We start from the raw sequence: 21,664 nt of genomic DNA, 5'->3' as shown, positions 1-21,664 counted from the left end.
CGCTGCTCAAGAATTCAGCAGGGTAGGTGGAACACCCGGGTCAAATTTGGATCGGCACAACCCTCACAGGTGGGTCAATTTTCGGTCGGCGCCAACACCTCATCCCCCCTCCACCGCAAACACCATCGCATCCTCCAACCTGTCATCCCCCCAGAACAGCTCCCCACGCACCACGAACGAAGGCGCGCCGAAGATGCCGCGCTCCAGCGCGCGCGGGGTCTGTGCCTTCAGCGCCTCCTTGTTCTCGGGCGAGGCTGCGGCGGAAATGACGCGCGCCGCATCCTGGCCGGCGGCGCGCAGGGCGGCTTGCAGGTTCTCGTCGGTTCCGATCAGCGTGCCTTGCGTCCAGTGCAGGCGGAAGGCTTCTTCGGTGAACGCCTGGCACCAGCCCTCGCGTGCGCCCAGCAGCGCCACGCGGATGGTCTGCAGCGAATTCACGGGGTACTGTTCCGGCCGCCGGTAGGGCAGGCCGTAGCGCCGGGCGCGGCGTTCAAGGTCTCGCCACATGTAGGCTGTCTTGGCGGACGCTTCCGGGAAAGGGAAGCCCAGGCTTTGCTGGTCTCGCACGGGCGGCAGAAAGAAGGGCTGCCAGTCGAGCGTGACGCCATGCTTGCGCGCCAGGCCCCCCACCCGCGCGACGGTGAGGTACGAATAGGTGCTGGCGTACTCGAGCCAGATTTCCATGGTGGGCATGGGGCATTCCTTGGTTGAACGGCACGATGCCATGCGTGCAGCGCGGCGGCAAGGCGGGGCAGTCACCAGGCCCGGCGGGGCGGCCGCCCCCTGGTCAACGAAGCTTTATCATCGGGGATCATGCAAGCAGGCCCCCGCGATGTCGCGCAGATCCGGCTGGACAACGCGCTCGCCTTGTTCGAGGAGTTCGTCCGCCACACGGTGAAGGACCCCGATGCCGCTACGCTGCGGGGCCTGGAACGGCGCTTCGCCGAGCGTCTGCAGATCCAGCCCAGCTACTGGAGCCAGATCAAGAGCCGTTCGCGCCAGATCGGCGAGCGGCTGGCGCGGCAGTTCGAGCAGCTGAGCCACAAGCCCTTCGGCTGGATGGACGAGCCGCACGGGCCGGGCCAGGGCACCACCGCGGCGGGGCCCGCCCGGTCGGCGCGTGCGACGGGCGCGGCCAGTTCGCCCGCTGCCAGCCCGGAGAGTCCCCTGCCCCAGGACGACGACGAGCGCTTCATCGTCGGTCTGGTGCTCACCTACTACCGCCGCCATCCGCAGCGCGCGCGCACCCGCCTGCTGGACCTGCTGGGCGAGGTGCTGATGCCGGTCACCCCCGCCGCCCCGGCACCGCCGTCACCCGCGGCAAGCCCGCGACAGGGCAGCGCCGCGCGCGCCACCACGCCCCCGCCGGCCGAGGAAGGCATGGATCTCTGGCAACGCAGCCGGGCCGGCGTGGCACCGCTCAAGCGCAAGCGCTGACGCCCGCCGACGCCCGCTGTGGCGCGCAGCGCACACCCGCGCCCCGCTGTCGATAAAAACAGCTTGCGCAAGATAATCGTACGTTTATCATTTGCGCAAGTCGGCTGTCCTGCCGATGACACCCTGCCCTCAACCCCTTGCCCGCCTTCATGATCCTCGCTGCCTCGCCGACCCTCGCCGCACGCCCCCGCACGGGCCTGCTGGCCGTGGCGTCCCTGCGAAGCGCGCGTCATGCATCGCGTGCCCTCACCCGCCGGAAAGCCGGACCGCCAGGCCGATGAGGCCCAGGCGCATCCAGCGGCCCGGTGGCACCTGCCCCGGGCCGTTTTGCTTTTCGGCCCCAGCACCAACCGGAGAACCGATGCCATGACCCTGAAGACGACCCTGATGCTCCCCTCCCGCAAGCCGCGCAACCCGCTGGCTGTCGCGGTGCGCTTCCGCCGCGCCGGCGTCCACCAGACGTCGCGCAGTGCCCAGCGCCAGCAGGCCCGCGAGGCCGTGCGCCGCGAACTCGGCCAGCTTCACAGCCCCTGAAACCCGGCCGCCCCGTCACGAGCGCGGCGGCCACCCCGGAGACGAAGATGAGCAAGACCTTGAGCTTCAGCGCCACCGAAGGCGCCCGCCCCGTGAGCGCCACCGCGCTCTACCTGGCCGCCGCGGCCCTGATGGCCGCCAGCCGCGTGCTCACCCGCGTGGCCGCCCGCCTGAGCGTGGCCCGCGATGTGGCGGCCGCCGTGCAGACCGTGGAGTTCCATCCCCTGTACCGCGAAGCCGGCGCCCCCGAAGGCGCGCTGTACGTGGATGGCAAGCTGGTGGGCGTGATCGAGGGCGTGCGGCGGCTCTGACGCCGCCCCGCCCTGCGCACACCGGAAAGCCGGCCCCGAAAGGGGCCGGCTTTTTCCTTGGCGCCGGTCCTCAGGCCGCATGCTGCAGGACGACGCGATAGCCGTCCGCATCCTCGAAGGTGACGCCCGAGACATCCCAGTACGGGTTCCACGAGGGCACCGGCTCGAACCCCGCGCCGCGCATGCGCGCCACCGCCGCCTCCCACGCCGCCCGCTCGGGCAGGTAGAACACCACGAGGTTGTCGCGCGTCGGGGCACGACCCGCCACGTGACCGCGCTGATGGGTGAACTCGAAGTGGTATGGCGCGCCGGGCTGGCCGAGCATCACGCCGTCGAAGTCCGCGTGGTCTTCGAAGTGCCCGAGCACGGCCAGCCCCAGGCCATCCCGGTAGAAGGGCAGCAGGGCGTCGATGTTGTCGGTGGGACGGGCGATGCGGAGGGTGGGTGGGTTCATCGTCATCCGATCAGCGCACCTTGCCATGCAGCGCCTCCCCCACCGTGTGCGCACCCGGCACGAGATGGCCCAGCGCGGCGCCCACGCCGCAGAGGAAGAGCGCGGTCAGCGCGAACGGCAGCGCGGTCCGGCGCACGGCCGTGCGCGCCCAGTTGGGCTCATCGCCCTTGCGCGGGTGGCGATAGAGCGAATACGAGAGGGTGCCCTCGAACAGCAGCTCGGCGAAGAGCGCGGGCGCCATGTAGACCACGTAGAGCGAAGCCAGCGCGAGGCCGATGGCCGCGAGCAGCACCACCAGCGGCACGAGGATGTCGTCGCCCGATGCGAGCTCACCGACCGCGTCGCCGAGCTTCGACGACCCCGAGGTGCCGGATCCCGACGGCTGGACCGAGGCGAAGGACGAAGCGGGCGAATCGAAGGACGCGCTGGCGCCACCGCCGCTGAAGTCACCCCCGCCACCCGGCTTCCAGCCTCCCAAACTGCCACCACCGCCACCACCACCGCCCCCGCCGCTGGACCCCGAAACGGCATCCGCGACGTCGACCGCGCCATCCACGTAGTCCGAAGCCTGCGTGCGCAGCCAGGCCCACAGCATCAGCAGGAACGCGCCGTAGGCACAGACCAGCGCCAGCGGATAGCGCACGGCCATCGAGGTGACGCCCGCCAGCAGCAGCAGGAACGAGGCGAGCAGGCCCGCGCCGCCGGTGATGGCCACGATCAGCCCCATCTGGATGCGCGGATACGACTGCGCCTGCAGGCGCTGCTGCAGGTGCAGGATGGCGCCCGCGCGTGTGAGGCGCAGGGGCTTGCGGCGGGTGGCCATCAGAGCACCAGCAGGGCCCGGAAGTCGTTCACGTTGGTGTGGGTCGGCCCGGTGATCACCAGGTCGTCCAGCGCGCGGAAGAAGCCGTAGGCGTCGTTGCGGTCCAGGCTGAGCGCAGCCGAGAGGCCGAGCGAGCGGGCGCGCACCAGCGTCTCCGGCCCCACGCAGGCGCCGGCGTTGTCTTCCACGCCGTCGATGCCATCGGTGTCCGCGGCCAGGCCCCACACGCCGGGCTGGCCTTGCAGGCCGAGCGCGAGGCCCAGGCAGAACTCGCCGGCGCGGCCGCCGCGGCCGCGCGGCGTGCCTTCGGGCTGCGGCTTCACGGTGACCGTGGTCTCGCCGCCGGAGAGGATGACGCAAGGCGCGCGGAACGGCTCGCCGCGCCGGGCCACCGCGCGCGCCAGCGCCGCGTGGACCCGGCCCACCTCGCGCGATTCCCCCTCCAACTCGTCGCTGAGGATGTGCGCCTGCAGACCGGCTGCGCGCGCTGCGGCCGCCGCGGCCTCCAGCGCCTGCTGCGGCGTGGCGATCAGGTGCACCGCATGACCGGCGAAGAGCGGATCACCCGGCTTGGGCGTTTCCAGCGCGCCGTGCTGCAGCGCCTCGCGCACCGCGGGCAGCAGCTCGATGCGATACCGGTCCAGGATGGCCAGCGCATCGGCGCAGGTGCTGGCGTCCGGCACCGTGGGCCCGCTCGCAATGACCGACGGGTCGTCACCCGGCACGTCGCTGATGGTGAGCGTGACCACCTTTGCTGGCGCGCAGGCGGCCGCGAGCCGGCCGCCCTTGATGCGCGAGAGGTGCTTGCGCACGCAGTTCATCTCGCCGATGCCGGCGCCTGATTCGAGCAGGGCACGGTTGATTCGCTGCTTGTCCGCGAGCGTCAAGCCCTCGGCCGGCAACGTGAGCAGGGCCGAGCCGCCGCCGGAGATGAGGCACAGCACCAGGTCATCGGCCGTCAGGCCCTGGGTGAGGGCCAGCATGCGCTCCGCCGCCTGCAGGCCGGCTGCATCCGGCACCGGGTGCGCGGCCTCCACCACCTCGATGCGGCGGGCCAGCCCCTCGGGGCGCGGTGGCGTGTGGTGGTAGCGCGTGACCACCAGGCCGGACAGCGGCGCGTCGGCCGGCCAATGCGCCTCCACCGCCTGCGCCATGGCGCCCCCGGCCTTGCCGGCGCCCAGCACCAGCGTGCGGCCGCGTGGCGGCGCGGGCAGGTGCGCCGCCGTGTTGTGCAGCGGCAGCGCGCGATGCACGGCGGTGCGGTACAGGTGTTCCAGAAAGCGGTGCGGCTGGGTGCGCGGGTCGGGCGCTGACATGGGCGAAGGCCTCCTCGCCGCATTGTGACGCGGCGCCCGCGCCGCCCTCAGGCCTGCCGCGCGATCCAGGCGTCGACGCGCGCCTCCAGCAGTTTCAGCGGCAGCGTGCCCGCCTCCAGCACCACGGTGTGGAAGCGGCGGATGTCGAAGCGCGGGCCCAGCTTCTGGCGCGCGCGGTCCCGCAGCTCCTGGATCTTCAGCTCGCCGATCTTGTAGGCCAGCGCCTGCCCGGGCCACGCCATGTAACGCTCCACCGCTCGCCGCGCCGCATCCTCGGTCATGCCTTCCTGCTCGCGCACGTAGGCGATGGCCTGCTCACGCGTCCAGCCGCGCGCATGCAGGCCCGTGTCCACCACCAGCCGCAGGGAACGGTGCAGCTCCATCAGCAGCCGGCCCAGCCACGCGTTCGCGTCTTCGTACAGGCCCAGCTCGCGACCCAGGCTCTCGGCGTACAGCGCCCAGCCCTCGCCGAAGGCCGTGTACCAGATCAGGCGGCGGTAGCGCGGCAGGGTCAGCTCGCGCTCCAGGCTGATCTGGTAGTGGTGGCCGGGCTGGCCCTCGTGCAGCAGCAGGGCGGTCATGCGGGGCGTGCGGTACTTCGCGGGATCGGGAATCGCCGCCATGAACGTGCCCGGCCGCTGGCCGTCCAGCGACGGCGGCACGTACGTGTCGGAGGCGGTGTCGCGGCTCATCGCGTCGACGGCGCGGATCTGCAACGGCACCTTCGGCGCGCGCTCGAACAGCGCCGGCAGCGCGGCCACGATGCGCTCGTTCAGCGCGCCGTAGGCCTGCAGCACCTCCTCTTCGGTCTTGAACGGCGCCAGCTCGGGGCGCTGCTCCAGCGTCTGCAGGAAGACGGTGAGCGGGCCTTCGTAGCGGAACTGGGCCTTCACCCGCTCCAGCTCGGCGCGGATGCGGGCCACCTCGCGCAGGCCGGTCTCATGGATCTCCGCCGGCGTGAGATCGGTGGTGGTGTACATCGCCACCAGCTGGCGGTACCAGTCGTCGCCGCGCGGCAGCGCGCCCAGGCCGGCGGCCGTGGTGGCGCGGGGGAGGTAGCGCTCCCGCAGGTAGGTGCGCAGGCGCTGCAGTGCGGGCGTGATCGACTGATCCACGACGCGGCGATAGGCTTGGGTGAGTGCGGCTCGCTCACGCTCGGTCACGCTGGCAGGGAACCGGGACAGGCCGGCCAGGTAGGGGCTCGCGGCCGGGTCGGCCGGCAGCAGCGCGTCGATCTGCGGCAGGGTGCGTTCCACCAACGGGCGTGGCAGCGTGATGCCGCGCGCGATGCCCCGGTCCATGTTGATGATGGCCTGGCGGATCCAGCCGGGCAGCCCGCGCAGCCGGGCCAGGAACTGCCGGTACTCCGCGGCGGTGCGCAGCGGCTGCGGCCCCAGGCCCGAGGCCCATTCGGCCAGGCGCACGGGCATGCTCCCCATGTGCCCCACCGGCAGCAGGTGGCCCGGGAAGTCCAGCAGGGCGAGCTGCGTGCGGCATTCGGCCAGCAGCAGATCCAGGCCGATCTGCTCGTCATCGGTCAGCCGGGAGCGGTCGAGTGCGCTCAGCACACGCGCGGTGCCCTGGAAGAAGCGCCGCTGCCGTCGCAGGTGCGCCGGCGCGATGTCGATGCTGAAGGCGGCGTTGAACGCGGGATCACCCAGCGTCTCGGTCACCGCCAGCGGGTACAGCTCGCAGAAACCGCGGTAGTAACGTTCGCCGATCCGGGCGAGCCGGGCGGATGCAGAACCGGCCGGCGGCTTCTGCGCAGCGGCGGGGCCGGCGGCGAGCAGCAGGGCGCCGCCCAGGGCCAGGCGCAGCGCATCGCGGCGGGAGAGAAGATCGGAAGAGGCCATCACGCCCCGATCCTACGGGCGCCGCGCGCGCCGGCGCGTCAGGTGCGTCCCGTAGAACCTCAGGGCACCTTGGCGCCGGCCTGGAACCAGCGGCCCAGCAGGTCGCGCTCGGCGTCGGTCATGCCGGTGGCGTTGTTCATGGGCATGAGCTTCGCCACCACCGCCTGCTGGTACACGGCCTGCGCGTGCTGCTTCAGCGCCTCTGGCGTGTCCAGCCGCACGTTCTTCATCTGCAGCTGCTCGCCGTGGCAGCTGAGGCAGCGCTGCGCCAGCACCGGCTGGATCTCGGCATAGGTGGGAACGGCGGCCTTTTGCGCGGCGTTGCCCGTGCTGGCCGCCGGCGCGGCCGGCTGCAACCAGACGATGACGCCGAGCAGCACCGCCACGCCCACCGCCGCATACGGCCAGGGATGCGGGTTGCGTCCCAGCTTGAAGCCATGGCGCATGACGAAGAACTGGCGGATGGCCGCGCCGGCGAACATCATCAGGATCAGCACCAGCCAGTTCAGCTTGTGCGTGTACAGGAAGCTGTAGTGGTTGGATAGCATCGCGAACAGCACCGGCAGCGTGAAGTAGGTGTTGTGCACGCTGCGCTGCTTGCCGCGCTGGCCGTGGATCGGGTCCACCGGCTGGCCGGCCTGAATGGACGCGATCACCTTCTTCTGGCCGGGGATGATCCAGAAGAACACGTTCGCGCTCATGGCGGTGGCGATCATCGCCCCCACCAGCAGGAACGCGGCTCGGCCGGCGAACCAGTGGCAGGCCAGCCATGATGCCACGCACACCAGCACCAGCACCAGGGCGCCGACGACCGCGTCACCGTTCTCGCGCTGGCCGAACAGGCGGCACACCGCGTCATACAGCAGCCAGAACACCACCAGGAAGGCGAGCGCCGCCACGATGGCGCCGGCGGGCGACCAGTCCATCAGCGACTTGTCGATCAGGTAGGTGCCGGCGCTCCAGAGGTAGGAGACGGTGAACAGCGCGAAGCCCGAGAGCCAGGTGGTGTAGCTCTCCCAGTAGAACCAGTGCAGGTGCGGCGGCAGCTCGGGCGGCCGCACCGCGTACTTCACCGGGTGGTAGAAGCCGCCGCCGTGCACGGCCCACAGCTCGCCGGTGGCGCCCTCGGCGCGCAGCTTGTCGCTCGCCGGCGGCGTAAGGCTGGAATCGAGGAAGACGAAGTAGAACGAGGAGCCCACCCACGCGATCGCGGTGATCACGTGCAGCCACCGCAGCAGCAGGTTGGCCCAGTCGAGCAGATAGCTTTCCATGGCTGTCTTTCGAGGAGCCTGCTCACCACCGCGGGCGCTCTGAGCAGAAGGAAGGCCGCGTACCCGATGGCGCCGCTGCGACCTGCGTGTGAGAGTGTAGATAGATTGCCGGCATCACGGCAAGGATTCAGATGGCACGGTGTTGCAACAACTGTGCCGCCACCGCGACGGCGATCACCGCCGGCTCCTTGCCGGTGACGCCCGGCACGCCGATGGGGCAGGTGATGCGCGCCAGTTCATCGGCGCCGAAGCCCCGCGCCTCCAGCCGGTGCCGGAAGGTCGCCCACTTGGTGCGGCTGCCGATGAGGCCGACGAAGGGCAGATCGTCCCGCTCGCGCAGGCGGCGCAGGCAGGCCGCCACCACATCCAGGTCTTCCGCATGGCTGAAGCTCATGATCAGCACGCGCGAGCCAGCAGGCAGGTCGTCCACCGCGGCCTGCACCGGATCGCTGTGCTCGCAGCGCACGTGGGGCGGCACGTCGGCCGGGAAGATCTCGTCGCGGCTGTCGATCCAGGTGATGGCGAACGGCAGCGGCGCCAGCACGTTCACCAGCGCGCGGCCCACGTGGCCGCCGCCGAAGAGGGCCACCGGGGTCCGCGCCTGCGCCTCGAGCGCCTGCAGGCGCGGCAGATCGGCCGCAGAGAGGCGCTCGTAGCGCAGCACCATCACGCCGCCGCAGCACTGACCCAGGGCGGGGCCGAGGGCGACGCGGTGCGTGTCAGCCTCGGCCTCGATCCCGGCCCGCTGCGCCAGGCGCTGCCGGGCCTGCGCGATGGCGTCGAACTCCACATGGCCGCCCCCGATGGTGCCGACCACCGCGTCGGCGAACACCGCCATCCAGGTGCCGGCCTCACGCGGCACGGAGCCCTGGGTGGTGGCCACCGTCACCAGCACCGCATCGGCGTGGCGCAGCCGATCCGCCAGCACATTCAGTGACATGGTGGATGCCCCGTCCGACCCACCGGCATGCCGTCGCGGTTAGAGTGGCGGGCGCCATGCCCCAGTCTCCTTTCCTCCGCCGTTGCCTGAAGCCGGCCGCCTGGAGCGCGGCGGCCGTTGTCGCCGCCTGCACCTCCTCGGTGCCGCTGCCGCCGCAGCCGCCCCTGCCCGGCCCCAGCACGGCACCCACCCCCGCGCCCCCCACCAGCCCCGCACCCGTGGCTGAGCCCGCACCGGCCCCGCGCAAGCCGCCTGGCCCTTCGCAGGCCAGCACCGCCCGCGCCTATCGCTCCGATGGCGCCCGGCACCTCTACGAGGTGTATGCCGACCGCGTGTGGAAGGGTCGCCTGCCACCCATGCTGCACGCGGTGGCCGTGGTGGACGTGGACATCGACAACCGCGGCCAGGTGCGCGGCGTACGCTGGCAGCGGCCGCCGCGCAACGCGCCCGAGGTGGGGCCGGTGATCGAGAAGATGATCCGCGACGCTGCGCCCTACCCCGTGCCGGCGCGGCTGGGGCGCGTCACCTACACCGAGGTCTGGCTGTGGCATGAGAGTGGCAAGTTCCAGCTGGACACGTTGACCGAGGGGCAGGACTAGGGGCGGGGATCGCTGGGGTTGCACCCCAGCCTACGAAGTCGAGAACAGTATCGGCGTTCCCGTAGGCTGGGGTGGAGCGCAGCGCAACCCCAGCGTTTGCCGCCCCATGCCTACGACCCCCGATACGTCGAATAGCTCCACGGGCTCGCCAGCAGCGGCACGTGGTAGTGCTGGTCCTCGTGCGCGATGCCAAAGTCCAGCGGCACGCGATCCAGGAACGGCGGATCGGGCAGGTCCACCCCGCGCGCGCGGAAGTAGTCCGCCACATGGAACACCAGCCGGTAGGTACCGCGCCGCAAGCTCGCGTGGTCGTACAGCGGCCCGCCCGGGTTGCGGCCATCGGCGTTCAGCTCGAAGCGCTTCACCAGCGTGGGGCCGCCCTCGCCGGTGGTGAAGAGCTCCACCGTCATGCCCGCGGCCGGCGTGCCGTGCATGGTGTCGAGGACGTGGGTGCTGAGGCCCATGGCGATCTCCTGAGATTGTGGACTGGAGTGTATACAGTTTGGCGGCAGCGGGCTATCATCCGCGCATGGAGCCCTCCACCACCAGCGTGATCGTCGACTCGCTGACGCGCGCCATCATCGAGCATCGGCTGCAGCCCGGCACCAAGCTGGCCGAGCAGAAGCTGGCGGATCACTTCGGCGTCTCGCGCACCCTGGTGCGGCAGGCGCTGTTCCAGCTCGGCCAGAACCGGCTGGTCAAGCTGGAGCCGGCGCGCGGCGCCTTCGTCGCCGCACCCAGCGTGCAGGAAGCGCGCCAGGTCTTCCAGGTGCGCCGCATGCTGGAGGCGCAGATGACGCGCGAGCTGGTGCGCACCATCACCACCGCCAAGCTGAAGGCGCTGCGCGAGCATCTGGCGCACGAGAAGGCCGCCGTGGACCGCCGCGACGCCGCGCAGCGCGTGGAGCTGCTGGGCGACTTCCACGTGCGCCTGGCCGAACTGTGCGGCAACGACGTGCTGGCCCAGATCGTGCGGGACCTGGTGTCGCGCAGCTCGCTCATCTCGCTCATGTACCAGCGCGACGCCGCCGCCGCGCACTCACAGGAAGAGCACGTGGAGCTGGTGAAGGCCATCGCCGCCCGCGACGAGAAGCGCGCCGTGAAGCTGATGGAAGACCACCTGCTGCACGTGGAGGAGAACCTCGCCTTCGACCGGCCCGTCCCTACCCACGACATCGCCCAGGCCCTTGCATGACCGCCCTCTACGACACCACCGCCCCCTACCCGCGTGACCTGGTCGGCTACGGCCGCCACCCGCCCCATGCGCAGTGGCCCGGGCAGGCCCGCATCGCCGTGCAGTTCGTCCTGAACTACGAGGAGGGCGGCGAGAACGCGGTGCTGCACGGCGACCCCGGCTCCGAGCAGTTCCTGTCCGAGATGTTCAACCCGGCCGCCTACCCGGACCGGCACCTGAGCATGGAGGGCATCTACGAGTACGGCTCGCGCGTGGGCGTGTGGCGCCTGCTGCGCGAGTTCGAGAAGCGCGGCCTGCCGCTCACCGTGTTCGGCGTCAGCATGGCGCTGCAGCGCCACCCGGAGCTCACCCGCGCCTTCGTCGAGCTGGGCCACGAGATCGCCTGCCACGGCTGGCGCTGGATCCACTACCAGAACATTGACGAGGCGACCGAACGCGAGCACATGCGCATCGGCATGGAGATCATCGGGCAGCTCACGGGTCAACGCAGGGACCAACCCGACGCCGTGCACGGCGTGGGCTGGTACACCGGCCGCGACAGCCCCAACACCCGCCGCCTGGTGGCCGACTACGGCGGGTTCGCCTACGACAGCGACTACTACGGCGACGACCTGCCGCTCTGGATGAAGGTGCGCCGCACCGATGGTGAAGTGGTGCCGCATCTGGTGGTGCCCTACACGCTGGACTGCAACGACATGCGCTTCGCGCTGCCGCAGGGCTTCTCGCACGGCGACCCGTTCTTCGAATACCTGCGCGACAGCTTCGATGCCCTCTACGCCGAGGGGGAGGAGGCGCCGAAGATGATGAGCATCGGCATGCACTGCCGCCTGCTGGGCCGGCCCGGCCGCATCGTGGCGCTGCAGCGCTTCCTGGACCACATCGCCCGCCACGACCGTGTGTGGGTGTGCCGCCGCATCGACATCGCCCGCCACTGGCGGCAGGTGCACCCCTACCCGGAGGGCTGAGCCCATGCCCATCACACTCGATCAACTCAACACCGCGAGCGAGGCCGAAGCCGCGCACCTGCTGGACGGCCTGTACGAACACTCGCCCTGGATCGCGCAGGCCGCGCTGGCACAGCGGCCCTTCCGCAGCATCAGCCACCTGAAGCAGGCCATGGCCGACGTCGTGCGACAGGCCACCCGCAACCAGCAGCTCGCGCTGATCCGCGCCCACCCGGAACTCGCCGGCAAGGCCATGGTGAGCCGGACGCTCACCGCCGAATCCACCGGCGAGCAAAGCCGCGCGGGTCTCACCGACTGCACGCCGGAAGAGTTCGCGCGCATCCAGCAGCTCAATGCCGACTACAACGCGAAGTTCGGCTTCCCCTTCATCCTGGCCGTGCGCGGGCCTCGCGGCACTGGTTTGCACCGCACCCAGATCATCGAGACCTTTGCGCGCCGCCTGGACAACCCGCCGGATTTCGAGCTGGCCGAAGCGCTGCGCAACATCCACCGCATCGTGGAGCTGCGGCTGAACGACAAGTTCGGCACCGAACCGGTGCTGGGGCACCAGGTCTGGGACTGGCACGAGCAGCTCGCGCAGCACAGCGACCCCGGCTACGCCGAGCGCGGCCAGCTCACGGTGACCTACCTCACCGAGGCCCATCGCGCCTGTGCACAGCGCATCAGCAAGAACTTCCGCGACGCCGGCTTTGACGAAGTGCACATCGACGCCGTGGGCAACGTGGTGGGCCGCTACTGCGCCGACCGCGAGGGCGCGCGCTGGCTGATGACCGGCTCCCACTACGACACCGTGCGCAATGGCGGCAAGTACGACGGCCGCCTGGGCATCTTCACGCCGATGGCCTGCGTGCGCGAACTCGCGCGCACCGGCCGCCGGCTGCCTTTCGGCATCGAGGTGATCGCGTTCGCCGAGGAGGAGGGCCAGCGCTACAAGGCCACGTTCCTGGGTTCGGGCGCGCTCATCGGGCAGTTCAACCCGGCCTGGCTGGACCAGAAGGATGCGGACGGCATCACTATGCGGGAGGCCATGCAGGCCGCCGGCCTGTGCATCGACGACATCCCGAAGCTGCGCCGGGACCCCTCGCAGTACCTGGGCTTCGTCGAGGTGCACATCGAGCAGGGTCCGGTGCTCAACGAACTGGATCTGCCGCTGGGCGTGGTCACCTCCATCAATGGCGGCATCCGCTACCAGTGCGAGGTGACGGGCATGGCCAGCCATGCGGGCACCACGCCGATGGACCGCCGGCGCGACGCCGCGGTGGCCGTGGCGGAGCTGGCCCTGTTCGTGGAGGCGCGCGCACGGCGCGATGGCGACTCGGTGGGCACCATCGGCATCCTGAACGTGCCCAACGGCTCCACCAACGTCGTGCCGGGCCGCTGCCAGTTCACGCTGGACCTGCGAGCGCCGAACGACCCGCAGCGGGATGCGCTGGTGGCCGACGTGGTGGCGAAGCTGGCCGAGATCTGCCAGCGGCGCGGCCTGCGCTTCAGCACCGAGGAAACGATGCGCGCCGCCGCCGCCCCGAGCGCGCCCGCCTGGCAGCAGCGCTGGGAACGCGCCGTGGAGGCGCTGGGCGTGCCAATTTACCGCATGCCCAGCGGCGCCGGCCACGACGCGATGAAGCTGCACGAGGTGATGCCGCAGGCCATGCTGTTCGTGCGCGGCCTGAACAGCGGCATCAGCCACAACCCCCTGGAATCCACCACCAGCGACGACATGGAACTCGCCGTGCAGGCCTTCCTGCACCTGCTGGACCAACTGGCGAAGGAAGCCGCATGACCACGCCCTACGCGCCGCTCGACGCCTGGATCGACGCCCACTTCGACGAGGAGGTCCGCTTCCTGCAGGCGCTGGTGCGCGTGCCCACGGACACCCCGCCGGGCAACAACGCGCCGCATGCCGAGCGCACCGCGGACCTGCTGCAGGGCTTCGGCTTCGCGGCCGAGAAGCACCCCGTGCCCGAGGCCGAGGTGCGGGCGGCCGGCCTGCAGAGCATCACCAACCTGATCGTGCGCCGCCGCTATGGCGAGGGCCCGACCATCGCGCTCAACGCCCACGGCGACGTGGTGCCGCCGGGCGAAGGCTGGACGCACGATCCGTACGGCGGTGAGGTGGTCGACGGCCGCCTCTACGGCCGCGCGTCGGCCGTCAGCAAGAGTGATTTCGCGAGCTTCACCTTCGCGGTGCGCGCGCTGGAGTCACTGGGCCTGCCACTCAAGGGCGCCGTGGAACTGCACTTCACCTACGACGAGGAGTTCGGCGGTGAGCTGGGCCCGGGCTGGCTGCTGAAGAACGGCCTGACGAAGCCCGACCTGATGATCGCCGCCGGCTTCAGCTACCAGGTGGTCGTGGCGCACAACGGCTGCCTGCAGATGGAGGTGACGGTGCAGGGCGACATGGCCCATGCCGCCATCCCCGACAGCGGCACGGATGCCCTGCAGGGCGCGGTGCACATCCTGAACGCCCTCTACGCGCTGAACGCCGCCTACAAGCAGGTGACCAGCCGCGTCGAAGGCATCACCCACCCGTACCTCAACGTGGGCCTGATCCAGGGCGGCACCAACACCAATGTGGTCCCTGGCAAGGTGGTGCTGAAGCTGGACCGCCGCATGATCCCCGAGGAGGACCCGGCGGTGGTGGAGGCGTCGATCCGCGCCACCATCGACGAGGCGGTGCGCAGCTTCTCGCCCCCGCGCGGCGGGCGCGCGCTGCAGGTAGACGTGCGCCGCCTGCTGCTGGCCCGCTCGATGGTCCCGCTGGCGGGCAACCAGCCGCTGGTGCAGGCCTTGCAGCGGCATGGCGAGGCCATGTTCGGCGAGCCGATCCCGGCCGTGGGCACGCCGCTGTACACCGACGTGCGCCTGTACGTGGAGAAGGGCATCCCCGGCGTGATCTATGGCGCGGGGCCGCGCACGGTGCTGGAGTCGAACGCGAAGCGCGCGGACGAGCGGCTGGAGCTGGAAGACCTGCGCCGCGCGACGAAGGTCATCGCGAGGGCGTTGCGGGATCTGCTGGGGTGAGCGGGCAACGCGGAGATTCCCTCCGGTCACCGTCAGCCTGCGAGGACCCCCTCGCACGCGGGCCTTGTGCGTGTCTTGGCTCCTGGATCCCGTAGCGATCCCCACGCGCCCACCACCCCCATGGATGGGCTGCGTCACTAGAATGCCCCCAGGCGAAGTGCGTCTGAGAGGTTTCGATGGATGGTGCAGTGAAACGGGTCCTGGCGGCCCTGGGCGGGTGCGCGGGCTTGTTGCTGGCCGGTTGCGGGGGCGGAACGCCTTCGACACCGGACCCCATGACGCTGCAGAAGGCGGACGTCGCAGCCTTCAACGGCCACGGCTCCTGGTGGAACCCGGCGGAACCGGGCACGGGCTTCTTCTTCGAGGCCCAGGGCGGCACGGGCGTGGTCACGTTCTACGTGTTCGACTCGCTGGGCCGGCCCACGTGGGTCTCGGCGGCGGGCAGCATGGTGGCGGCCGATGGCGGCCATCGCTTCGAAGGCACGTTGCAGCGCTACACCGGTGGCCAGGCACTGACCTCGCTGTCGACCCGCACGCCGGTGGCCACGCCGGTCGGCAACGTGACGATCCGCTTCACCGGGGACAGCGCGCAGGTCACCCTGCCCAAGCGCAGCTTCACGGCGCGCAAGTTCTCCACGGCGGCCCCGGCAGTGACGGGCCTGCAGCCCGAGACCGGCATCTACTGGAACCCCGACCAGTCCGGCCGGGGCTACACGCTGGAGATGATCGGCAACAGCGCCTCGCTCACGATGTTCCACTACGACAACCAGGGCGAGCCGACCTGGCACCTGGTGGTCGCGTCCCTGTCCAGCGGCGCCTTCAGCGGCGGCTTCCTGCGCTACGGCGGCGGCCAGACCCTGGACGGCCCCTACCGCGCGCCGCTGCTGCCGCAGCTCGATGGCGCACTGGCGGCGTCCGTCCAGCAGCCCTGCACCGCCAGCATCTGGCTGCCGACGATGGGTACGCTGCCGATCCGGCGCTTCGCCTTCGGGTCGCTGCCCGCCGGCGCCGAGTGCCGCACCGGCGCGCGCACCGCCGCCCAGGGCGCGGCGGTCGCCGGCCAGCAGACCGCGCTGGCGGGCACGGCCGCGGGACTGGTGCGGCCGGCCGCCGTGGTGGTGGATGCGGCCGGCGTGAGCTACGTGGCCGACGAAGGCGCGCATGTCATCTGGCGCATCGCGGCGGACGGCAGCACCAGCGTGCTGGCCGGCCGCGTGGGCGAGAGCGCCTTCTTTGACGGGCCGGGTTCGTCGGCCCGCTTCCATTCGCCGGGCGGGATCACCCTCGACGCCAATGGCGTGCTGTACGTGTCGGACACGGGCAACCACGCCATCCGCCGCATCACGGCCGGTGGCGCGGTCAGTACCGTGGCGGGCCGACCGGGCCAGGCCTCGGTGGTCAACGGCACTCTGCTGGAGGCACGCTTCAACCGCCCCGGGCGCATGCGGGCCGACGCCCAGGGCAACCTGTTCGTGGCCGAGGGCGGCGGCATCCGCAAGATCGGCACCGATGGCCGGGTGACGACCTTCGCGGGCGGCGCGGCCGTGTCGACGCGGGTGATTGCAGACGCCGCCGATTCCGCCTTCTACATCGTGCAGGGCCTCACGTTCGACAGCCAGGGCAACCTGTGGGTGGTGGAGACGGATGCCGCGGGCCAGTCATGGATCCGGAAGTTCGCGGCAGACGGCCGCCAGATGCGGCTGGCGAACGCGGCCGACGGCACCTGGCCGATGCCTTACGCGACGGACCTGGCCGTGGACGCCAACGGCAATGCCTACGTGGCGGTGGCCGGCACCCCCAGCAACCTGGAGCTGACCTACCAGGGCGTGTACAAGCTCGATCCAAACGGCGTGATGACGCTCTATGGCGGCGCGGTGGCGCCTTCGTATGACGTGCCGGGCGGGGTACCGCGCCTGATGGGCGGCGCCTCCGGATTGGCGTTCGACCCGTCGGCGGCGACCGGCGCGCGCCTGCTGGTGGCGGATCGATCCGGGATTCTCTGGCAGCTGCGTCCCTGAGGGGCGCGGCAGCCTACCCCGCCGCCCCCTGGGTGTTCACGTAAAGCGCATAGACGGAATGGCTGGCCGCCATGAACAGCCGGTTGCGGTGGCGGCCGCCGAAGCACACGTTGGCGCAGCGCTCCGGCAGGTGGATGTGGCCGATGGCCGTGCCGTCCGGCGCGTAGACGCGCACGCCATCCAAGCCTTCGGGTGACACGCCGGGCTGCCCGCTGCCCAGGCCGCACCACAGGTTGCCCTGCACGTCGATGGCGATGCCGTCGAAGGCGCCAGCGCCCTGCGCGTCCACCGCCAGCCGCTTGCCGGAGAGCGCGCCATCCACCGCCACGTCATAGGCCCAGATCAGGCGGTTCGGGCTGGCCCGGCTCTCCACCACATAGAGCACGCGCCCGTTTGGCGAAAACGCGAGGCCGTTCGGCGCCGCCAGATCGGTGATCACCTGCTGCAGCACGCCCTGCGGCGTGAGGCGGTAGACGGCATGGGGCAGCTCCTGCGCCGCGGGCTCGCCCTCCCACCAGCCGCCGATGCCGAAGCTGGGGTCGGTGAACCAGATGGCGCCGTCGGCCGCGCAGACGATGTCGTTCGGCGAATTCAGCCGCTTGCCGTCGAAGCGGTCGGCCAGCACCGTGAGGCTGCCGTCGTACTCGGTCCGCGTCACGCGGCGCGTGAGGTGCTCGCAGGCGAGCAGCCGGCCGTGCTGGTCCCGTGCCAGGCCATTGGCATGGTGGGACGGCGCACGGAACACGCTGGCCGAGCCGGTGGTCTCGTCCCAGCGCAGGATGCGGTTATTGGGGATGTCGGAGACGAGCAGGTAGCGCCCGTCGCCGAACCACTGCGGCCCCTCGGCCCAGCGCAGGCCGGAGCAGAGCTGCTCCACCGTGGCACTGACCAGCCGCAGCGACAGGAAGCGCGGATCCAGCACCTCCACCCGCGGATCCGGGTAGCGCTGGCTGGGGGTGAATGGAAAGGCGGGTCCGGTGTCCATGCCTCGCAGCATATCGAACCGGGCCCGCCCGCGCCGATCAGGCGACCGGCTTGAACTGGTAGCCGTTGCCGGCCACCTCGATGCCGCCGAACGCGGGGAAGGGGAAGTGGAAGCCGCCGGCCATCAGCTTCTCCTGCACCACCATGTCGAACATCTTGCGGCGCACCAGGCGCGCCATGTCCTTGTCCATGTCGAAGGTCACGGACCATTCCGGGTTGCGCGCGAACAGGCTGGGCACGTTGGTCAGGTCGGCCAGGTAGGCGAAGCCCTGACCCTGGGAGCTGACCTTGAACAGCGTGTGGCCCGGCGTGTGGCCATAGGCCGCCACCGAGGTGATGCCAGGCAGGATCTCGGTGCCCGGGTCGAACTGCACCAGCTTGTCGGCCGGCAGGTTGCCGAACACGCGGCGCGCGTTCTGGAACGCGCCCTTGGCCGCCGGTGCCGCCGCCTCCATGCGGGCATCGTCCATCCAGAACGCATGCTCGGGCTTCGGCACCATGATGCGGGCGTTCGGGTAGACCAGCTGGCCGGCCTTGTTGCGCAGGCCGTTGATGTGGTCACCGTGGAAATGGCTGATCACCACGGTGTCGATGTCCTCCGGCTTCAGGCCGGCGGCCTGCATGTGGCCCAGCATCTTGCCGGTGGTGGGCGGGCCGTTGTCGGCGAAGCCGGTGTCCAGCAGGATGCGGCGGCCGCCGGCGATGATCACGAAGGGCGTGAAGGGGATGTCCACGTAGTCGGTGGGCAGGCCCTGCGAGGCGAGCAGCGCCTTCACCTGCTCCAGCGGGGCGTTGGTGACGAACTCCTCGCCCAGCGGGCGGCGCAGGGCGCCGTCGTTGAAGGCGATGAGCTCCATGTCGCCCAGCTTCATGCGCTTGAAGCCGACCTGCGGCAGCGTGGGCGCGCCGAAGTTGGGAGCGGACTGCTGGGACCAGACGGAGCCGATGGTGAGCGCGGATGCGCCCACCAGGCCGGCGCCGAGGAAACTGCGTCGAGCGAGCATGCGGGAGAACTCCTGTAGGGGGTGGCGGCACGACGCCGCGGCGCGATCATCTCGCGCGGCCGGGCGGCGCGGCAGCACGGCCCCGCAAGACCCCCTGTCACCGGGGGTTTCGCGGGACATTCCCGGATGCGCTACAGCCCCATCATCCGCGGCAGCCACAGCGACAGCGCCGGGATGTAGGTGACCATCAGCAGCACGATGAACAGCGCCACGAAGAAGGGCATCATGGCCTGGGTGACCACGCCCATCTTCAGCTTGGAGATGGCGCTGCCCACGAACAGCACCGTGCCCACCGGCGGCGTGATGAGGCCGATGCCCAGGTTCACCATCATCATCATGCCGAAGTGAACCGGGTCGACCCCCAGCGTCTTGACCACCGGCAGCAGGATGGGGGTGAGGATCAGGATCAGCGGCGACATGTCCATCAGGCAGCCCAGCACCAGCAGCAGCACGTTGATCAGCGCCAGGATCACGTACTTGTTGTCCGAGAGGCTGGTGAGGAAGGCCGTCACCTTCATCGGGATCTGCATCAGCGTCATCATGTAGCCGAAGGCCGCCGCGAAGCCGATGAGGATCATCACGATGGTCACCGTCTTCACCGTTCGGTGCACCAGCTTCGGCAGGTCGCGCCAGCGGTAGTCGCGGTAGATGAACATGGTGACGAAGAACGCCCACAGCACCGCGATCGAGGCCGACTCGTTGGCGGTGAACACGCCGCTCAGGATGCCGCCCAGGATGATGACCATGGTCATCAGGCCCCACATCGCCTCCACCGTGATCTTCAGGGCCTGCTTCAGCGGGATCACCTCGCCCTTCGGGAAGTTGTGCTGCTTCGCCTTGACGAGGCACAGCACCGCCAGCGTCAGCCCGCACAGCAGCCCCGGCAGCACGCCGGCCATGAACAGCGCGGCGATGGAGACGGTGCCGCCCGCCGCCAGCGAGTACAGCACCGCGTTGTGGCTGGGCGGAATGAGGATCGCCTGCACCGAGCCGCTGCACGTGACGGCGGTGGCGAAGGCGCGCGGATAGCCCTTCTTCTCCATCTCCGGGATCAGCACGCTGCCGATGGAGGCCGTGTCCGCCACCGAGGAGCCGGAGATCGCACCGAAGAAGGTGGAAGCCATGATGTTGACCAGCGACAGCCCGCCGCGGATGAAGCCCACCAGCACGCCGGCAAAGGCCACCAGCCGGCGGGCCATGCCGCCCTCGGCCATGATGGCGCCGGCCAGCACGAAGAAGGGGATGGCGAGCAGCGAGAACTTGTTCACCCCGGCGGCGATCTGGATCATCACCGCGTCGAGCGGGATGTCCGCCCACAGCGCGCCGGCCAGCGCCGCGAGCCCCAGCGAGTAGGCCACCGGCACGCCGATGGTCATGAGCAGCACGAAGCTGCCCAGCAGCACGAACGTGTCCATCAGGCCGCCGGCTCCGCTTGCGGAGCCTCCTCGTAGCGCACCACCGCGCGCTGGTCCTGCGGGCCGAGCAGGCGCCGCTCCAGCACGAACAGCAGCGTGATCGCGCTGCCAAGGGGCAGCGAGGCATAGGTCACGCCCACCGGCAGCCACGGCAGCTCCGCCACCGATTGACCCCAGGTCTCGATGCACAGCCGGGTGCCGTACCAGGCCACGAAGCCGCAGGCCACGACCATCAGGGCATCCACCAGCACGGCGGCGCCGGCCTGCAGCGGCCGGGGCAGCGCGTCGGTGAGCATGGTCACGGCGATGTGGCCATTGGCCCGGTAGGCCGCGGCCGCGCCGATGAAGGTGAAGACCATCATCAGCAGGATGGCGATGGGTTCCGGCCACTGCGAGCCGGTGCCCAGCATGTAGCGCGTGAACACGCCCCAGGGGATGATGAGGCTCATGAAGAAGATCGCGGTGCCGGCCACCCAGATGCAGGTGAGGTAGAGCCGGTCCATCGCGCGCAGGAACGGGTGGGCCATCGCCGGGCCTTGCGTCACTTCACCGCCTCGATGCGCTTCATCAGCTCGGCGTACTGGGCGCCGTACTTGGCCCGCACCGGCGCCGTGGCGTCGTAGAACGCCTTGTTGTCGATGGTGATGAACTCCACGCCCTCGGCCTTGAGCTTGGCGCTGTAGTCGGCCACGGCCGCGTCCCACAGCTTGCGTTGCTCCATCTGCGCCTCGCGCGCGGCCTTCTTCACCGCGGCCTGGTCGGCCGGGCTCAGCTTGTCGTAGGCAACCTTGGACATGACCAGGATCTCGGGGATGATCAGGTGGTTCGTCTGCGTGTAGTACTTCGCGCCGGCCTTGAAGTGATTGGCGGTGTAGAGCGAGGGCGGGTTGTTCTCGGCACCGTCGATCACGCCGGTCTGCAGGGCGCTGAAGACCTCGCCGTAGCCCATGCTGATGCCGTTGCCGCCCATCGCGTTCATGGTGTCCACGAACAGCGGGTTGCCCATCATGCGGATCTTCTGGCCCTTCAGGTCGTCGGGCTTGCGCACCGGCTTCTTGGTGTAGAGGCTGCGGGAGCCGCCGTCCATCCAGGCCAGGCCCACCAGGCGGGCGGGCGACGCGGAGAGCTTGTCCAGCAGTTCCTGGCCGATGGGGCCGTCGATCACCGCGCGCATGTGGGCGATGTCCCGGAACACGAAGGGCATGTTGAACACGTTCACCTCGGGCACCACCGGGCCCACGGGGCCGAGCGAGGTGCGCAGGATCTGGATCGCGCCCACCTGGGTCTGCTCGATCATTTCCTTCTCGCCGCCCAGCACGCTGCCCGGGAACATCTGGAACTTGATGCGGCCGGCGGTGTCCTTCTCGAGCTTCTTGCCCATGTTCTCCACCGCCACCACGGTGGGGTAGCCCGCCGGGTGCACGTCGGCGGCCTTCATCGTCTGCGCTTGCAGCGGCAGGGCCAGGGCGGCGGCCAGCGCGGCGCCGAGCAGGGGGAGGTTGAGTCTCATGCTTGTCTCCAGGT

Annotated in this window: 22 protein-coding genes; 9 read left to right on the top strand and 13 right to left on the bottom strand. The window is 70.4% G+C overall.

The genetic code is table 11. From position 1 onward, the window contains the following. Positions 1-99 precede the first annotated feature (99 nt). On the bottom strand, positions 100-693 hold the full coding sequence (locus ACE3T5_RS10235; protein ID WP_374667174.1) for a 2-hydroxychromene-2-carboxylate isomerase: 594 nt from the start codon (positions 691-693) through the stop codon (positions 100-102). Between the two features lie 120 nt (positions 694-813). Between ACE3T5_RS10235 and ACE3T5_RS10230 the strand changes: the two genes are divergently transcribed. The 3 genes from ACE3T5_RS10230 (at position 814) to ACE3T5_RS10220 (ending at position 2,282) form a co-directional block, all read left to right on the top strand. Next, positions 814-1,437 (top strand): hypothetical protein, encoded by a 624-nt coding sequence (locus ACE3T5_RS10230; protein ID WP_374667173.1) that lies wholly within the window; start codon positions 814-816, stop codon positions 1,435-1,437. A gap of 366 nt (positions 1,438-1,803) precedes the next feature. After that, entirely contained in the window at positions 1,804-1,971 is a 168-nt protein-coding gene (locus ACE3T5_RS10225) for a hypothetical protein (protein WP_374667171.1), read from the top strand. Between the two features lie 47 nt (positions 1,972-2,018). After that, positions 2,019-2,282 carry a hypothetical protein gene (locus ACE3T5_RS10220; protein WP_374667169.1) on the top strand — a complete coding sequence of 88 codons (264 nt, stop codon included), beginning with the start codon at positions 2,019-2,021 and terminating at the stop codon, positions 2,280-2,282. A 70-nt stretch (positions 2,283-2,352) separates the two neighbouring features. Here the strand turns inward: ACE3T5_RS10220 and ACE3T5_RS10215 are convergent, their stop codons facing one another. The 6 genes from ACE3T5_RS10215 to xdhC form a co-directional block, all read right to left on the bottom strand. Continuing rightward, entirely contained in the window at positions 2,353-2,736 is a 384-nt protein-coding gene (locus ACE3T5_RS10215) for a VOC family protein (protein ID WP_374667167.1), read from the bottom strand. Between the two features lie 10 nt (positions 2,737-2,746). Then, entirely contained in the window at positions 2,747-3,559 is an 813-nt protein-coding gene (locus tag ACE3T5_RS10210; protein WP_374667165.1) for a hypothetical protein, read from the bottom strand. Continuing rightward, positions 3,559-4,875 (bottom strand): glycerate kinase, encoded by a 1,317-nt coding sequence (locus ACE3T5_RS10205; protein WP_374667164.1) that lies wholly within the window; start codon positions 4,873-4,875, stop codon positions 3,559-3,561. The genes ACE3T5_RS10210 and ACE3T5_RS10205 overlap by 1 nt, the downstream gene beginning before the upstream one ends. A gap of 47 nt (positions 4,876-4,922) precedes the next feature. Continuing rightward, the gene (locus ACE3T5_RS10200) at positions 4,923-6,728 is read right to left on the bottom strand and encodes a DUF885 family protein (protein WP_374667162.1); all 1,806 of its coding nucleotides are present in this window, start codon (positions 6,726-6,728) and stop codon (positions 4,923-4,925) included. Positions 6,729-6,787: 59 nt separating this feature from the next. Beyond that, positions 6,788-7,999 carry a urate hydroxylase PuuD gene (locus tag ACE3T5_RS10195; protein ID WP_374667161.1) on the bottom strand — a complete coding sequence of 404 codons (1,212 nt, stop codon included), beginning with the start codon at positions 7,997-7,999 and terminating at the stop codon, positions 6,788-6,790. Between the two features lie 127 nt (positions 8,000-8,126). Then, the gene (xdhC, locus tag ACE3T5_RS10190) at positions 8,127-8,939 is read right to left on the bottom strand and encodes a xanthine dehydrogenase accessory protein XdhC (RefSeq protein ID WP_374667159.1); all 813 of its coding nucleotides are present in this window, start codon (positions 8,937-8,939) and stop codon (positions 8,127-8,129) included. Positions 8,940-8,995: 56 nt separating this feature from the next. Between xdhC and ACE3T5_RS10185 the strand changes: the two genes are divergently transcribed. Continuing rightward, positions 8,996-9,538 (top strand): hypothetical protein, encoded by a 543-nt coding sequence (locus ACE3T5_RS10185; RefSeq protein ID WP_374667157.1) that lies wholly within the window; start codon positions 8,996-8,998, stop codon positions 9,536-9,538. A gap of 110 nt (positions 9,539-9,648) precedes the next feature. Here ACE3T5_RS10185 and uraH read toward each other — a convergent pair whose 3' ends face one another. After that, positions 9,649-10,002, bottom strand: a complete 354-nt coding sequence (gene uraH / locus ACE3T5_RS10180) for a hydroxyisourate hydrolase (RefSeq protein WP_374667155.1) — start codon at positions 10,000-10,002, stop codon at positions 9,649-9,651. A 65-nt stretch (positions 10,003-10,067) separates the two neighbouring features. Between uraH and ACE3T5_RS10175 the strand changes: the two genes are divergently transcribed. The 5 genes from ACE3T5_RS10175 to ACE3T5_RS10155 all read left to right on the top strand — a co-directional run bounded on the left by ACE3T5_RS10175 (position 10,068) and on the right by ACE3T5_RS10155 (position 16,737). Continuing rightward, on the top strand, positions 10,068-10,733 hold the full coding sequence (locus ACE3T5_RS10175; RefSeq protein ID WP_374667153.1) for a GntR family transcriptional regulator: 666 nt from the start codon (positions 10,068-10,070) through the stop codon (positions 10,731-10,733). Then, entirely contained in the window at positions 10,730-11,698 is a 969-nt protein-coding gene (gene puuE, locus ACE3T5_RS10170; protein WP_374667151.1) for an allantoinase PuuE, read from the top strand. Before ACE3T5_RS10175 ends, puuE begins: the two co-directional genes overlap by 4 nt. Positions 11,699-11,702: 4 nt before the next feature. Further along, the gene (gene uraD / locus ACE3T5_RS10165) at positions 11,703-13,478 is read left to right on the top strand and encodes a 2-oxo-4-hydroxy-4-carboxy-5-ureidoimidazoline decarboxylase (protein ID WP_374667149.1); all 1,776 of its coding nucleotides are present in this window, start codon (positions 11,703-11,705) and stop codon (positions 13,476-13,478) included. Continuing rightward, positions 13,475-14,719 (top strand): ArgE/DapE family deacylase, encoded by a 1,245-nt coding sequence (locus ACE3T5_RS10160; protein WP_374667147.1) that lies wholly within the window; start codon positions 13,475-13,477, stop codon positions 14,717-14,719. The genes uraD and ACE3T5_RS10160 overlap by 4 nt, the downstream gene beginning before the upstream one ends. Positions 14,720-14,994: 275 nt before the next feature. Further along, a complete protein-coding gene (locus ACE3T5_RS10155; RefSeq protein WP_374667145.1) occupies positions 14,995-16,737 on the top strand; it encodes a hypothetical protein in 1,743 nt (580 codons plus the stop codon). A gap of 13 nt (positions 16,738-16,750) precedes the next feature. Here ACE3T5_RS10155 and ACE3T5_RS10150 read toward each other — a convergent pair whose 3' ends face one another. The 5 genes from ACE3T5_RS10150 to ACE3T5_RS10130 form a co-directional block, all read right to left on the bottom strand. Further along, a complete protein-coding gene (locus ACE3T5_RS10150; protein ID WP_374667143.1) occupies positions 16,751-17,722 on the bottom strand; it encodes an SMP-30/gluconolactonase/LRE family protein in 972 nt (323 codons plus the stop codon). Positions 17,723-17,759: 37 nt separating this feature from the next. Continuing rightward, positions 17,760-18,725 carry an MBL fold metallo-hydrolase gene (locus tag ACE3T5_RS10145; RefSeq protein ID WP_374667141.1) on the bottom strand — a complete coding sequence of 322 codons (966 nt, stop codon included), beginning with the start codon at positions 18,723-18,725 and terminating at the stop codon, positions 17,760-17,762. Positions 18,726-18,856: 131 nt separating this feature from the next. Then, on the bottom strand, positions 18,857-20,140 hold the full coding sequence (locus ACE3T5_RS10140) for a TRAP transporter large permease (RefSeq protein ID WP_374667139.1): 1,284 nt from the start codon (positions 20,138-20,140) through the stop codon (positions 18,857-18,859). After that, complete coding sequence (locus ACE3T5_RS10135; RefSeq protein WP_374667137.1) at positions 20,140-20,685, bottom strand: TRAP transporter small permease; 546 nt, start codon at positions 20,683-20,685, stop codon at positions 20,140-20,142. Before ACE3T5_RS10135 ends, ACE3T5_RS10140 begins: the two co-directional genes overlap by 1 nt. After that, positions 20,682-21,650: a TRAP transporter substrate-binding protein gene (locus ACE3T5_RS10130; protein ID WP_374667135.1), complete on the bottom strand. Its 969-nt coding sequence runs from the start codon at positions 21,648-21,650 to the stop codon at positions 20,682-20,684. The genes ACE3T5_RS10135 and ACE3T5_RS10130 overlap by 4 nt, the downstream gene beginning before the upstream one ends. Between the last annotated feature and the right edge of the window lie 14 nt (positions 21,651-21,664).

It is taken from the genome of Ramlibacter sp., assembly GCF_041916345.1.
GTDB lineage: Bacteria > Pseudomonadota > Gammaproteobacteria > Burkholderiales > Burkholderiaceae_C > Ramlibacter.
Note: the sequence above shows the minus strand (reverse complement) of the source record. Positions and strands in the feature narration are given on the sequence as shown.